This is a genomic window from Peribacillus sp. NPDC096448, assembly GCF_044762675.1.
Classification (GTDB): domain Bacteria; phylum Bacillota; class Bacilli; order Bacillales; family DSM-1321; genus Peribacillus; species Peribacillus frigoritolerans_B.
In genome coordinates this window covers 1-13,080 of the sequence record NZ_JBIWEU010000039.1, presented here as the reverse complement: position 1 = coordinate 13,080, position 13,080 = coordinate 1, and the positions used below count along the sequence as shown (strand labels likewise).

Annotated in this window: 13 protein-coding genes, 1 tRNA gene, 1 other RNA gene and 1 other annotated feature; of the genes, 11 read left to right on the top strand and 4 right to left on the bottom strand. The window is 40.7% G+C overall.

All coding sequences use genetic code 11. The features are described from left to right. Window positions 1–138: 138 nt before the first annotated feature. Window positions 139–1,104 (bottom strand): YaaC family protein, encoded by a 966-nt coding sequence (locus ACIQ0C_RS26605; protein ID WP_402844301.1) that lies wholly within the window; start codon window positions 1,102–1,104, stop codon window positions 139–141. Window positions 1,105–1,215: 111 nt separating this feature from the next. On the opposite strand from ACIQ0C_RS26605, the gene guaB reads away from it, so the two are divergent. From guaB to ACIQ0C_RS26585, 4 genes are all read left to right on the top strand, one after another. Further along, window positions 1,216–2,679, top strand: coding sequence for an IMP dehydrogenase (gene guaB, locus ACIQ0C_RS26600; protein ID WP_402844304.1), 1,464 nt, complete (start codon window positions 1,216–1,218; stop codon window positions 2,677–2,679). A gap of 173 nt (window positions 2,680–2,852) precedes the next feature. After that, the gene (locus ACIQ0C_RS26595; protein WP_403065718.1) at window positions 2,853–4,172 is read left to right on the top strand and encodes a D-alanyl-D-alanine carboxypeptidase family protein; all 1,320 of its coding nucleotides are present in this window, start codon (window positions 2,853–2,855) and stop codon (window positions 4,170–4,172) included. 69 nt (window positions 4,173–4,241) lie between these two features. Then, window positions 4,242–4,466: a binding site (T-box leader), on the top strand. Between the two features lie 63 nt (window positions 4,467–4,529). After that, the gene (gene serS / locus ACIQ0C_RS26590; RefSeq protein WP_402844310.1) at window positions 4,530–5,807 is read left to right on the top strand and encodes a serine--tRNA ligase; all 1,278 of its coding nucleotides are present in this window, start codon (window positions 4,530–4,532) and stop codon (window positions 5,805–5,807) included. Window positions 5,808–5,939: 132 nt separating this feature from the next. After that, window positions 5,940–6,032 (top strand) — tRNA-Ser (locus ACIQ0C_RS26585). Between the two features lie 122 nt (window positions 6,033–6,154). Here the strand turns inward: ACIQ0C_RS26585 and ACIQ0C_RS26580 are convergent. The 3 genes from ACIQ0C_RS26580 to ACIQ0C_RS26570 form a co-directional block, all read right to left on the bottom strand. Further along, entirely contained in the window at window positions 6,155–6,826 is a 672-nt protein-coding gene (locus ACIQ0C_RS26580; protein WP_034316271.1) for a deoxynucleoside kinase, read from the bottom strand. Beyond that, a complete protein-coding gene (locus tag ACIQ0C_RS26575; RefSeq protein ID WP_403065715.1) occupies window positions 6,804–7,463 on the bottom strand; it encodes a deoxynucleoside kinase in 660 nt (219 codons plus the stop codon). Before ACIQ0C_RS26575 ends, ACIQ0C_RS26580 begins: the two co-directional genes overlap by 23 nt. Before the next feature lie 181 nt (window positions 7,464–7,644). Beyond that, window positions 7,645–8,190 (bottom strand): cysteine hydrolase family protein, encoded by a 546-nt coding sequence (locus ACIQ0C_RS26570; RefSeq protein ID WP_403065712.1) that lies wholly within the window; start codon window positions 8,188–8,190, stop codon window positions 7,645–7,647. A gap of 141 nt (window positions 8,191–8,331) precedes the next feature. Between ACIQ0C_RS26570 and tadA the strand changes: the two genes are divergently transcribed. From tadA to ACIQ0C_RS26535, 7 genes are all read left to right on the top strand, one after another. Next, window positions 8,332–8,838, top strand: a complete 507-nt coding sequence (gene tadA / locus ACIQ0C_RS26565; protein WP_403065709.1) for a tRNA adenosine(34) deaminase TadA — start codon at window positions 8,332–8,334, stop codon at window positions 8,836–8,838. Window positions 8,839–8,985: 147 nt separating this feature from the next. After that, window positions 8,986–9,250: signal recognition particle sRNA large type (ffs, locus tag ACIQ0C_RS26560), an RNA gene on the top strand. A gap of 182 nt (window positions 9,251–9,432) precedes the next feature. Then, window positions 9,433–11,121 (top strand): DNA polymerase III subunit gamma/tau, encoded by a 1,689-nt coding sequence (gene dnaX, locus ACIQ0C_RS26555; protein WP_403065706.1) that lies wholly within the window; start codon window positions 9,433–9,435, stop codon window positions 11,119–11,121. A 21-nt stretch (window positions 11,122–11,142) separates the two neighbouring features. Next, window positions 11,143–11,460, top strand: coding sequence for a YbaB/EbfC family nucleoid-associated protein (locus ACIQ0C_RS26550; protein ID WP_034316375.1), 318 nt, complete (start codon window positions 11,143–11,145; stop codon window positions 11,458–11,460). A gap of 60 nt (window positions 11,461–11,520) precedes the next feature. Further along, complete coding sequence (gene recR, locus ACIQ0C_RS26545; protein ID WP_403065704.1) at window positions 11,521–12,117, top strand: recombination mediator RecR; 597 nt, start codon at window positions 11,521–11,523, stop codon at window positions 12,115–12,117. 20 nt (window positions 12,118–12,137) lie between these two features. Further along, the gene (locus ACIQ0C_RS26540) at window positions 12,138–12,356 is read left to right on the top strand and encodes a YaaL family protein (RefSeq protein ID WP_403065700.1); all 219 of its coding nucleotides are present in this window, start codon (window positions 12,138–12,140) and stop codon (window positions 12,354–12,356) included. A 105-nt stretch (window positions 12,357–12,461) separates the two neighbouring features. Next, complete coding sequence (locus ACIQ0C_RS26535; protein ID WP_370694145.1) at window positions 12,462–12,731, top strand: pro-sigmaK processing inhibitor BofA family protein; 270 nt, start codon at window positions 12,462–12,464, stop codon at window positions 12,729–12,731. Window positions 12,732–13,080 lie beyond the last annotated feature (349 nt).

Below are 13,080 nucleotides of genomic sequence, written 5' to 3'. Positions count from 1 at the left end.
CTTCAGCGCCGATGGTAGTTGGGGGTTTCCCCCTGTGAGAGTAGGACGCCGCCAAGCCATTTAAAAAGATCAGCCATCCGGCTGGTCTTTTTTTGTCGTTTCAGGATAGATCAATTCACCAATAGGTTGTAGGAAGGGTCAGAAATGGAACCTTTCCGACTTAATCCATTCAAATATTAAAAATGGCACCTTAGCTTGGCTTATTTTAAGGAATTGTACAATGCAAGGGTAATCGTCATTAGGCATGGTTTTCATCAGCTCTGCCCACCATTCTGTTTCATAACGAGCTATTATGCTAAGGTTATAAGAAATCAAATAATGGATCAAAAGTTCAGGTAATGAAAAAGCTGACGAATCCTTATTTAGAGATAGCATGAACTGTCCTTCTTCCAAATTATACCGTATTGGAGAAGCGGCATTATGAATAGGAACACCATCTGTTTTTAAATGCAGTGTTCCAGGAGCTTCTGAAATACTGTAAATTTGATTCGTTTTAGCTTTCAAAAATTCTTCCAATCGACTGCTGGACATTTGATAGCTATCCAATATGGTTGAGGGTAATTGAAAACCATTCGAAGAGGGTAACAGGGCGACGAAATTTTTCTTGGAAACGGACCATGTAAAGTTTTGCATATCTGGGATTTCCTTCATAAGTGTACCCATGGAGAATTTTTCACCTTCCAGATGCTTGATATGAAATAATTTCTCGGCTATGCAGGTGAAAAGTCCATTCTTTTGCGTTTTCACTTCATCCTTTAAAAATTCATATTGTTGCTTTTTCTTTTTTCTCGTAGTTACCCCATGGGCAAGCATCGAAGTTGATTCCGGATAGTTAGGATCAATTGTGAGCAGACAAGCCTTTAATAATTGGGCGAATCCGTAAAATGTCAGGATTGGTTGAATGGAAAGTGGTGCAATGGCTGCCTGATTATAATAAGTTTTAGCATGTTCAAGATGGTAAATAAATGGATAACAATTATCATAACTTTTGATGTCCGCTTCTGCTATTTTTTCTTGTGCGTAACATTTTTGTAAAAAAAGTTGTGAGGAAGATGCGGAAAAAAAAGGTGTATATTTATCGAAATTATCATTGTTTTCAGGCATTGCAGCTATCCTCCGAATTAATAGAATAATCAAACATTTATTTCTCTTCTTGACAGTAGTATGTCCTATTGATAACCTACAAATAATATTTTTAAGCAGGAGGGGAAAATAATGTGGGAAAATAAATTTGCAAAAGAAGGTTTAACCTTTGATGATGTCCTATTAATTCCAGCGAAATCAGAGGTTTTGCCGAAAGATGTTAACCTTCAAGTCAGCTTAGCTGAAAACTTAAAGCTCAACCTTCCTATCATCAGTGCAGGAATGGATACCGTGACAGAAGCTGAGATGGCGATTGCCATGGCTCGTCAAGGTGGATTAGGTATCATTCATAAAAATATGTCCATTGAAGCACAAGCTGAACTGGTGGATAAAGTAAAACGTTCAGAAAGCGGTGTAATTACCGATCCATTTTTCTTGACGCCAGATCACCAGGTATTCGATGCAGAGCATTTAATGGGTAAATATCGCATTTCGGGTGTTCCTGTAGTCAACAATATTGAGGATCAAAAACTTGTGGGTATCATTACAAATCGTGATTTGCGATTTATTTCCGATTTTTCCTTGAAGATTTCCAGTGTCATGACAGTAGAGAATCTGGTCACAGCGCCAGTAGGAACTAACTTGGAACAAGCAGAGAAGATTCTTCAAAAGTACAAAATTGAAAAGCTTCCTCTTGTAGACGATAATGGAGTTCTTAAAGGACTTATTACGATCAAGGATATCGAGAAAGTCATTGAGTTCCCGAATTCGGCGAAAGATAAGCAAGGGAGATTGCTTGCAGGTGCCGCAGTCGGAGTGACTAAGGATACAATGAAACGTGTAGAAATGCTTGTTAAGTCCCATGTCGATGCAATTGTACTTGATACTGCTCACGGTCATTCAGAAGGTGTCCTTGAAATGGTGAAGGAAATTCGCGGGACATATCCTGAATTGACGATCATTGCCGGTAATGTGGCAACAGCTGAAGGGACGAAAGCATTGATTGAAGCGGGAGCTGATGTAGTGAAAGTGGGAATCGGACCAGGGTCAATCTGTACGACAAGGGTTGTGGCTGGTGTAGGTGTTCCACAAATCACGGCTGTCTTCGATTGTGCGACAGAAGCTAGAAAACATGGTAAAACGATTATCGCTGATGGCGGAATTAAATACTCTGGTGATATCGTTAAAGCCCTGGCTGCAGGCGGACATGCAGTAATGCTTGGAAGTATGCTTGCAGGTGTAACTGAAAGCCCAGGCGAAACGGAAATTTTCCAAGGCCGCCGTTTTAAAGTGTATCGGGGTATGGGCTCTGTTGCTGCAATGGAAAAAGGATCTAAAGATCGTTACTTCCAGGAAGATAACAAGAAATTCGTACCGGAAGGCATCGAAGGGCGCCTTCCATACAAAGGACCTCTTTCGGATACCATTTTCCAACTGATAGGCGGCATTCGTTCAGGTATGGGATATTGCGGTACAGCCACATTGGAAGAGTTGAGAGAAAACTCTCAATTTGTCAAAATGACAGGTGCCGGATTAAGGGAGAGCCATCCTCATGATGTCCAAATTACAAAAGAAGCACCGAACTATTCAATGTAATGAATTTAACATATAATCGTCATTAAAATTTATTATTAAAATAGACAGAGTCTGCGATTACTCTGTCTATTTTTTTTATTTTTTCTGTGATAAACTAGACAAGGTGTCAAGGGAATTACATAAAGTTTCTTCTTTGTTATAGAGATTAGCTTAAAAGTTGGAGGTATTGGAAATTGAAAAAAATCAGCAAGATGACCCTCATTTTCACTTTTGTTTTTGTTCTTGTTATGTCGCAATTTGCCTATCAACCGGGGGAAGCTGTTGCTGAATCTGATAATTTAGGTTTAAAAGCAGAGGCAGCCATCATAATCGATGGTGAAACAGGACAAATCGTGTATGAAAAAAATGCCGATAAAGTATTAGGGATTGCATCCATGTCTAAAATGATGACCGAGTACATCATAATGGAGTCAATTGAAAATGGGAAAATCAGTTGGGATCAAAAAGTAAAAATAAATAAATACGTACATGACCTTTCAAAAGCACCCAATTTGTCGAATGTTGGGTTAACAGAAGGTGAAGATTATACAGTTAAGGAACTATATCAAGCCATGGCCGTCTATTCCGGAAATGCGGCTACAGTAGCTTTAGCACAACTAGTTTCTGGAAGTGAAAAGAGCTTTGTTAAGTTAATGAACGAAAAAGCAAAGGAATTAGGCTTGAAAAACCATAAATTCGTTAACGCCAGCGGTTTGAATAACACCGATTTATTAGGGCAGTATCCTTCAGGTGATGAAGATGATGAAAATATCATGACAGCAAAAGATACTGCACTACTTGCTTATCGTTTAATAAATGATTATCCGGAAGTTTTAAAAATCGCCAGCATTTCTAAATTGAAGTTCCGTGATGGAAAAGAATATCCGAACTTCAACTGGATGCTGCCTGGCCTGATTTTTGAATATAAAGGCGTAGATGGACTAAAAACGGGATCTACAGACTTTGCCGGTTATGGCCATACAGGGACGGTTATCCAGGACGGTCAGCGTTATATCACGGTGGTCATGAAGTCCACTAATAAAAACGAACGTTTTGCAGATAGCACTAAGCTTATGAACTATGCTTATGCAACCTTTAAAAAGGAAAAAGTCCTTCCAGCCAACTACCAGGTGAAAGGAAAAGAAACACTGTCAGTAGTGAAAGGCAAGGAAAAAGAAGTCAAGATTCAATCTGAAAAGGCAATCGAGCTACTTGTTGAAAATGGTGGGAAAGATAACTTTAAAACAGATTTAGTGATCGATAAAAACAAATTGAATGATGATGGTAAGCTGACTGCACCAATCAAAAAAGGTGAAAAGCTCGGTTACATCACAGTCACTCCTAAAAAAGGAGAAGATTACGGGTACATCAACGGCGATCCAGTTAAGGTTAACGTCGTGGCTGCTGAATCTGTTGAAAAGGCAAACTGGTTCGTATTATCCATGCGGGCGGTTGGCGGATTCTTTGGTGACGTATGGAGCAGTGTAGCTTCGACTGTTAAAGGCTGGTTTTAAGTTTCGCGTATAAAACGGTTGCGTAATGTACAAAATTATAGTACATTATGGAAAACAATCTGATTATATAAGAAAGCAATGACAGGAAATAGTAACAAGTATTTCTTTCTATAGAGAGCCGATGGCTGGTGGAAATCGGTGTTAGAGTTTTGTGAATCCCTCCTGGAGCAGAGTATGGAAAGCCCTTTGGGTCAGTAAATACTTTCGGTTAAAAGCCGTTATCGTGATAAGTGGTGGGCGTTTTTCATAGGCCTTCAACTAGGGTGGCAACGCGGGTTAACTCTCGTCCCTTCTTCAGGGGACGGGAGTTTTTTGCGTTCTTTGATAAATCATCAAAATATTAAGGAGGAACTGAAAATGTTGGATTTGAAATATGTAAGAAATAATTTTGAAGAAGTGAAGCGTGTATTGCAATTTAGGGGTGAAGATTTAACCGATTTAGGTAAATTTGAGGAACTGGATGTAAAGCGCCGGACTTTGATTGCTGATACGGAAAAGTTGAAAAGCCAAAGAAATGAAGTTTCACAGCAAGTGGCCGCATTGAAACGGGAGAAAAAAGATGCAGATCAGTTGATTGCTGAAATGCGTGAAGTTGGTGACCGTATAAAAGGTCTCGATGATGAGCTTCGTGAAGTGGAAGCCCGGTTAGAATCATTACTTCTTTCCATTCCGAATATTCCGCATGAAAGTGTGCCAGTTGGTGAGACGGAAGACGATAATGTCGAAATCCGTAAATGGGGGGAGTTACCGGAATTCAAGTTTGAACCGAAACCACACTGGGATGTAGCTGGAGATCTAGGCATCCTGGATTTTGAACGGGCAGCAAAAGTGACCGGAAGCCGCTTTGTATTTTATAGGGGGCTTGGTGCTCGATTAGAGCGTGCATTAATTAGCTTTATGTTAGACCTTCATGTTGAGGAACACGGATATGAAGAAATGCTGCCACCATATATGGTGAACCGTGCAAGCATGACTGGGACAGGTCAATTGCCTAAATTCGAAGAGGATGCTTTCCGTATTGAAAGTGATGATTACTTCTTGATTCCTACAGCTGAAGTCCCGGTGACAAACTTCCATCGTGATGAAATCATGAGCGCGGACGATCTGCCGATAAGTTATGCGGCATACAGCGCTTCATTCCGTTCAGAGGCAGGATCTGCTGGTCGTGATACCCGCGGATTGATTCGTCAGCACCAGTTCAATAAAGTTGAACTAGTGAAGTTCGTAAAGCCGGAAGATTCTTATGCAGAGTTGGAAAACCTTACAGGTCATGCCGAAAAGGTCCTTCAATTGCTAGGCCTTCCATACCGAGTGCTAAGCATGTGTACGGGAGATCTTGGTTTCACTGCTGCTAAAAAGTATGATATCGAGGTTTGGATCCCGAGTTATGGAACGTACCGCGAAATTTCTTCTTGCAGTAACTTTGAAGCATTCCAGGCTAGACGGGCCAATATTCGCTTCAGACGTGATGCAAAAGGCAAACCGGAACACGTCCATACACTAAATGGATCAGGTTTGGCAATCGGCCGTACAGTCGCTGCCCTTTTGGAAAATTACCAGCAGGAAGATGGCAGTGTTATCATTCCTGAAGTATTACGTCCATATATGCGCGGTGCGGAAGTCATTAAGCCGTAAGTCAAAAGAAATCAGCTTCTGATTAAAGAGGCTGATTCCCCTTTTTATCAAAGTTTGAAAATTATTTTAAAAAAACTTTATAGAGGGCTTGACTTTGATTTTAATTACATGTAATATAATAAATGTTGATACGGAGGTATACCCAAGTCCGGCTGAAGGGATCGGTCTTGAAAACCGACAGGGGAGTCAAATCCCGCGGGGGTTCGAATCCCTCTACCTCCTCCATAACTTATTAATAACCACAGCGCATAAATTGGATATCGATGAATTCCGTTACACACATGTAACGGAATTTTTGTTTTCTAATATATTAAAAAAACCACCGGATAACCGGTGGTTTTTCTGTTTTACACATTTCGCAGCAACTTGGTTTGCTCCATATATTCGGCAATCCGTTTTATAAGGGGTTCGATGCTTGCTTCATCCTGCATAAGGTCATATTCGTTTATATTTAATCGAAGGACAGGGCAGGCGTTGAATTGATCAATCCATTCTTCGTAACGGCCGTGCATTTCCTGCCAATATTCAATTGGGGTATGCTGTTCCATTGGACGGCCGCGCTCTTGGATCCGGTTAAGGATATCATCCAGCGAACCTTCGAGATAGATAAGTAAATCAGGGTGCGGGAAGTATGGTGTCATTACCATGGCGTTGAAAAGGCTTGTATAAGTTTCGTAGTCCACATCATTCATCGTGCCTTTTTCATAATGCATTTTTGCAAATATCCCGGTGTCTTCATAAATGGAACGGTCTTGGATAAAACCGCCGCCATATTCGAAGATTTTTTTTTGCTCTTTAAAACGTTCAGCGAGGAAATAGATTTGCAGGTGGAAACTCCAACGATTAAAATCATCGTAAAACTTATCCAGGTAGGGGTTCGTATCAACCTTCTCAAATGATGTCCTGAATTGAAGGGCATCGGCTAATGCATTGGTCATGGTCGATTTTCCTACGCCAACCGTCCCTGCTATCGTAATGACGGCGTTGTTTGGAATATTATATTTCTTTCGTAAGTTCATTTGACTTTACTCCTTTGTGCAGGGCATTCTCTATTTGGCTGATTATCGTTTTCAAATCATCCTTGTTCCCGACAAAATCCAGCTCATCTCCGTTGAATGTAAGAACAGGGATGTCAGGGTGCTGTTTCTCAAATGTTTCCATGAACGTTCGATAATCCGCGGATAACTGATCCAAATAAATGGAGGATATATTTTCTTCGAATTCACGACCTCTTTTACCGATTCGGGAGAGAAGGGTATCAAGACTTGCGTTTAAATAAATCACCATATTAGGTTTAGGCATATCCCTTGTTAAAATATTGAATATCTCAAGGTATTTATTGTATTGTTCGTTCTTTAACGTACGTTCAGCAAATATCAAGTTCTTGAATATATGATAATCAGCCACCACGGCTTGGTCATTAGTAAGATACTTTTTTTCGATATCTTCCAATTGTTTATAACGGTTACACAGAAAAAACATTTCTGTTTGAAAGCTCCACTCATCAATATCTTTATAGAATTTCCCGAGAAATGGATTTTCATCGACAATTTCCCTTAATAGTGAAATTTGAAAATGATCTGCGATAACTTTTGCAAGTGATGTTTTTCCCACGCCGATTGGACCTTCGACAGTGATAAATGGGGTGGATTTCATCCAATCTGTCCTCCTTCATGAGGTATCAAGCTGAAATTCCCGTTCATTAGGATTTTCGCCAAGAGATATTGTATCACAGACTTGGGACTTTAGTGACATTTTTGTCAGGTTGATAAAGAAAGAGAATGAAAGAGTGGTTATTGGGGAGGGATGTAGGTTAGTGACTTTTTCAATTGATTGATTAAATATCTTCACCTTGTTTTATGGATGCCTTGAGAACATGGTTCATCATTTTTAATGCGTAATGATTATCTTCCTTTGATGCAGAAGCGATGCAATCCTTCGGAATCCATAATTTATATTCCCGCATATAGGCATCATTGGCCGTGAATAGGACGCAGATGTTGCCAGCTATGCCTGTAATGATCAGGGTATCCACGTTTAATCGTTTAAGTAGTGTATTGAGTGCCGTCCCATAAAAAGCGGAGTGCTTCGGCTTGATGAGAAAGAAATCGTCCTGTTGAGGTTTTATTCTTTCGATGATTGAGGCATTTCCTTCATTTTTACATCTATCAATAAGTTTATCGAAGTCAGCCTGCCATAAATCATAATGATCGTTGATATAAATGATTGGAAAACCTTTTTCTTTCATTTGCCTTTTTAATTTTAAAATCGGTTCGACGATAAGTTTCGTATGTTCAAGAAGCATATTCCCGTATTTGAAATTAAAATCATTGATCATATCAATGATAAGCAATGCAAAAGAAGGCGATTCAGGTCGATTCATGGTATATCCTCCTGTATTGTGAGAATTTACTTGCAGCACATATGCCGCATGCGTTATTATTCATTAGAACAAGTAGTATGACCTTTATTTTTGTCTTATATTTGTCTGTTTACTCCTACTTAATATGAGGGGGTTTTTTTTATGAAGGATGATGTTTATTACATGAATTTAGCCTTAAAGGAAGCAAAAAAGGCGCAGATGTTGAATGAAGTGCCGATTGGCGCTTTGATCGTAATAGATGATCAAGTAATTTCGACGGGGCATAACCTGAGGGAAACGGAACAAAATGCGACGGCACATGCGGAACTGCTTGCAATCAATGAGGCTTGCCGTGCTACTGGCAGTTGGCGTCTTGAAGATGCGACTTTATATGTAACGCTGGAACCTTGTCCGATGTGTGCTGGTGCCATCTTGCAATCAAGGGTAAAAAGGGTTGTTTTTGGAGCGCATGATCCAAAGGCTGGCTGTGCAGGCACATTCATGGATTTACTTCGAGATGAACGCTTTAACCATCAATGTGATGTTACAAGCGGTATATTACGGGAAGAGTGCGGCTGGATATTGACTTCTTTTTTTAAAGAGCTTAGGGATAGAAAGAAAACTTTAAAAAGAGAACAAGCACTTAAGAGTGCCGAAGAATATAAATAGGTGAAAAACGAATGTTAAAGATGAGGCTTTGCATCATTTGATAAATTTGGAATCAAACTGTCCATGAACAACACTTGCGTTTTTTTTGTTACCTTAGTATAATGAATTATGCGTCGACATGACGCTTTGAAATTGGTATTACTTTTGCCGTGCTAGACGGGGAGGTAGCGGTGCCCTGTACTCGCAATCCGCTCTAGCGAGGTTGAATCCCTTCTCGAGGTTAGCATTCTGTAGGGCCTGCCTTAAGTAAGTGGTGTTGACGCCCGGGTCCTGCGCAATGGGACTCCATGAACCATGTCAGGTCCGGAAGGAAGCAGCATTAAGTGGAAGTTCTCATGTGCCGCAGGGTTGCCTGGGTCGAGCTAACTGCTTAAGTAACGCTTATGGTTGCTAATCGACAGAAGGTGCACGGCAGTTATTTTACATAAACAAAAACTCATTCGTATCGGGTGGGTTTTTTTTTATGCCAAGAAGGTAAAGCGCTTGGTATTTTTGAAAAAAATGAGGCAGTGATGAAATTTCTTTTTAGCCTTTGATATTAAGGAAATCAGTAATGTATAATAAACAAGATGGAGAAAAGAAGGAGGGATTTCCGTGGGGTATCAAGCATTATACCGGGTATGGCGGCCACAACAATTCATTGATGTAGTCGGGCAGGAACATGTAACGAAAACGTTGCAGAATGCTTTGGTCGGGCAGAAGGTTTCACATGCCTATTTATTTTCCGGTCCACGTGGAACAGGGAAAACAAGTGCTGCCAAAATTCTAGCGAAAGCAGTGAATTGTGAGCATGCCCCGACAAGTGAGCCGTGTAACGAATGTGCTACCTGCCGCGGAATCACCGATGGCTCCATATCAGATGTTATAGAAATTGATGCAGCATCCAATAATGGTGTCGAGGAAATCCGTGACATTCGTGATAAGGTCAAATATGCACCTAACGCGGTTACATATAAAGTTTATATCATTGATGAAGTGCATATGCTTTCACAAGGAGCTTTCAATGCGCTTTTAAAGACATTGGAAGAACCTCCGAAGCACGTGATTTTCATATTGGCGACGACTGAACCTCATAAGATTCCACTAACGATCATTTCCCGTTGCCAAAGGTTTGATTTTAAACGGATCCAGCCTCAAGATATAGTTGGCAGGATGTCACAAATCATTGCAGAAACAGGTGTTTCATGTGATGAACAAGCCCTGCATATCATTGCGAGGGCAGCCGAAGGCGGGATGCGGGATGCACTAAGCCTCCTTGATCAAGCGATATCCTTCAGTTCGGAGACGGTTTCAGTGGAGGATGCATTGACTGTCACCGGATCTGTTTCGCAGGCGTTTTTAAGCCGGCTGGCAAAAGCTATATATGATAAAGAAGTAGCGGTGGCACTTGAAGTCCTTGAAGAATTGCTGGCCATGGGAAAAGACCCGGCTAGGTTCATAGAAGACATGATTTATTATTTCCGTGACATGCTCTTGTTTCAAACGGCACCGGCACTGGCAGAATCCTTCGAGCGTGTTTTGATAGATCCCCAATTCAAGGAATTGGCAGAAGTAATCTCTGCTGAATCGATTTACTCCATTATTGAAAGCTTCAATCAAACACAGCAGGATATGAAATGGACAAATCATCCAAGGATTTTCCTTGAAGTGGCACTTGTGAAGTTATGTAATGAGCAAAAGTCAAATCAAATTGATAACGGGCAGCTTCAACAGCTGCAGCAGAAAATAGAAGATTTAGAGAAGAAATTACTCGAAATGCAGAAAAACGGCATTCCGGCAACCATGACAGAAAAACCTGCAGAGCAGGCTAAGGCGCAAAGGGCCGTTAAAAAGTCATATAAAGCACCTGCAGGAAAGATCAATCAAGTTTTGAAACAAGCTACAAAGCCAGATCTTAATACTGTGAAAAGTAAGTGGGGGGAAGTGCTTGAACAGTTAGGTCTGCAAAACCAAAAGTCATTGGCAGCTTTATTAACGGAGGCAGAACCTGTTGCTGCGTCAACTGAAGCTTTTGTGGTAAAATTCAAATATGATATTCATTGTCAAATGGCAATGGAAAATAACCGTTTCGTGGAAGTGATAGCCTCGATCATGCAGCAATTGACCGGACACCGAATGGAGATAGCTGGAGTTCCGGAAAGCCAGTGGCAAGGGTTGCGGGAGGATTTCATCTCAACACAGCAGTTCGACGGTCCAGAAGAAACGGAATCAAAAGAAGAAGACCCCTTTATAGCAGAGGCTAGAAAATTAGTCGGCGATGATTTACTTGAAATTAAAGAATAATTGGAGGTATGGAAAATGGGTATGCGCGGCGGTAATATGCAGAACATGATGAAACAAATGCAAAAAATGCAAAAGAAGATGGCAGAGGCACAAGAAGAATTAGGTGAAAAAAGGGTTGAAGGGACTGCCGGCGGCGGAATGGTAACGGTCATCGTGACTGGACATAAAGAAATAGTCGATGTAGTCATCAAACCGGAAGTTGTCGATCCGGATGATATCGATATGCTTCAGGATTTAGTGTTGGCTGCCACTAACGATGCTTTGAAAAAGGCGGAAGAACTGACAAACCAAACGATGGGACAATTCACTAAGGGAATGAACCTTCCGGGTATGTTTTAAGCAAGTTCAAAAGAAACTTCCTTTCAGGGGGTTTCTTTTGAAATTTTTAGGAGGAATTCGATGCATTATCCAGAACCAATTTCCAAGCTTATTGACAGTTTTATGAAATTGCCGGGGATTGGTCCTAAAACGGCTGCTCGATTAGCCTTTCATGTACTAAGCATGAAGGAAGATACTGTTTTGGATTTTGCAAAAGCACTTGTTAATGCTAAGCGGAATCTTATGTATTGCTCAGTCTGTGGTCATATTACAGATCAAGATCCCTGTTATATTTGCGAAGATCAAAAGAGGGACAGAAGTTTGATTTGTGTGGTTCAGGACCCGAAAGATGTAATAGCTATGGAAAAGATGAGAGAGTTCGATGGTTTATACCATGTACTGCATGGCAGTATTTCCCCGATGGACGGAATCGGTCCGGAAGATATAAATATTCCCGATTTATTAAAGCGCCTGCAAGATGAAACAGTGCAGGAGGTAATTTTGGCTACTAATCCTAACATTGAAGGTGAAGCGACAGCCATGTATATTTCGCGGTTGCTTAGACCATCAGGCATCAAAGTGACCCGGATTGCCCACGGACTTCCTGTTGGCGGAGATTTGGAGTATGCGGATGAAGTGACGCTATCAAAAGCAATAGAAGGAAGAAGAGAAATATAAGATAGCTGGGAGGACTTCACTTGTTCTTTCGTAAAAAAAAGAGACTTCGGAATGAATTCAATGATTCATTAATTGAAGAGCTTGAACATTTGAAATGGAATTGGCATAATCAAAAATCATTACTTGAAAAAAGCGTTGACCCATCTGAGGAAGTAATCGCCCAAACGAGACTGGCGGAAGTGAAATATTTCTACTTATTCAGGGAAGTTAAAAGAAGGAATGTCCGCTTAAAAAGATGATAAGGAAATGGCCGTGAAGGATTGTGTATTCCTCATGGCCATTTTTTTTCGGTTCTTAATCCAACGATCCCTTCATATAAGTGTAGTACAAGCTTGCGGGGAGGAATGAGTTTGGAACCAGTTGTCTTTGTTGCCGTAGTTGGCGGCCTGATTTTAATGCTCCTCATTATCGGGGCGCCATTAAGACCTGTCCGGTTCATAGGGCAGGGCATTATAAAGGTCATTATCGGTGCAGCATTTTTGTTCTTTTTGAATACACTTGGGAATCAAGCGGGCATTCATGTACCCATCAACCCTGTTACCTCGGCAGTCGCCGGCCTGCTTGGGATACCGGGGGTTGCCGCTTTGGCGGCCATTGGTTATTGGATCATTTAAAGGATATTACGTCGAAGTCATTCTTATGAAAACCTCATGGATATCTCCTTGGGGTTTTTATCATGTTATAGTTTTTTCAAAAAAACTAATTAAACCATTGACGATAACTCATCAACCTGATAATATATTAGGAGTCGCCAATAACGACATCACACATTGCTCAACCGAAAAACATTATGAAAATAATTGTTGACATTAGGTTCGGTAAATGATAAGATAATAAAGTCGCTTACGAAGTAAGGACGAAAAAAATCGCTCTTTGAAAACTGAACAAAACAAAGCGCCAACGTTAAATTTTAAGTGAGCACACACTATCAAAAAAGCGAATGAGCAAGTCAAACATTTCTTC

Coding starts and splice junctions, on each gene's coding strand:
- ACIQ0C_RS26570 (WP_403065712.1), bottom strand. CDS start 8,190: ATGAATCGACCTGAATCGCCTTCTTTTGCATTGCTTATCATTGATATG.
- tadA (WP_403065709.1), top strand. CDS start 8,332: ATGAAGGATGATGTTTATTACATGAATTTAGCCTTAAAGGAAGCAAAA.
- ACIQ0C_RS26575 (WP_403065715.1), bottom strand. CDS start 7,463: ATGAAATCCACCCCATTTATCACTGTCGAAGGTCCAATCGGCGTGGGA.
- ACIQ0C_RS26535 (WP_370694145.1), top strand. CDS start 12,462: ATGAGTTTGGAACCAGTTGTCTTTGTTGCCGTAGTTGGCGGCCTGATT.
- serS (WP_402844310.1), top strand. CDS start 4,530: ATGTTGGATTTGAAATATGTAAGAAATAATTTTGAAGAAGTGAAGCGT.
- guaB (WP_402844304.1), top strand. CDS start 1,216: ATGTGGGAAAATAAATTTGCAAAAGAAGGTTTAACCTTTGATGATGTC.
- ACIQ0C_RS26580 (WP_034316271.1), bottom strand. CDS start 6,826: ATGAACTTACGAAAGAAATATAATATTCCAAACAACGCCGTCATTACG.
- ACIQ0C_RS26605 (WP_402844301.1), bottom strand. CDS start 1,104: ATGCCTGAAAACAATGATAATTTCGATAAATATACACCTTTTTTTTCC.
- recR (WP_403065704.1), top strand. CDS start 11,521: ATGCATTATCCAGAACCAATTTCCAAGCTTATTGACAGTTTTATGAAA.
- ACIQ0C_RS26550 (WP_034316375.1), top strand. CDS start 11,143: ATGCGCGGCGGTAATATGCAGAACATGATGAAACAAATGCAAAAAATG.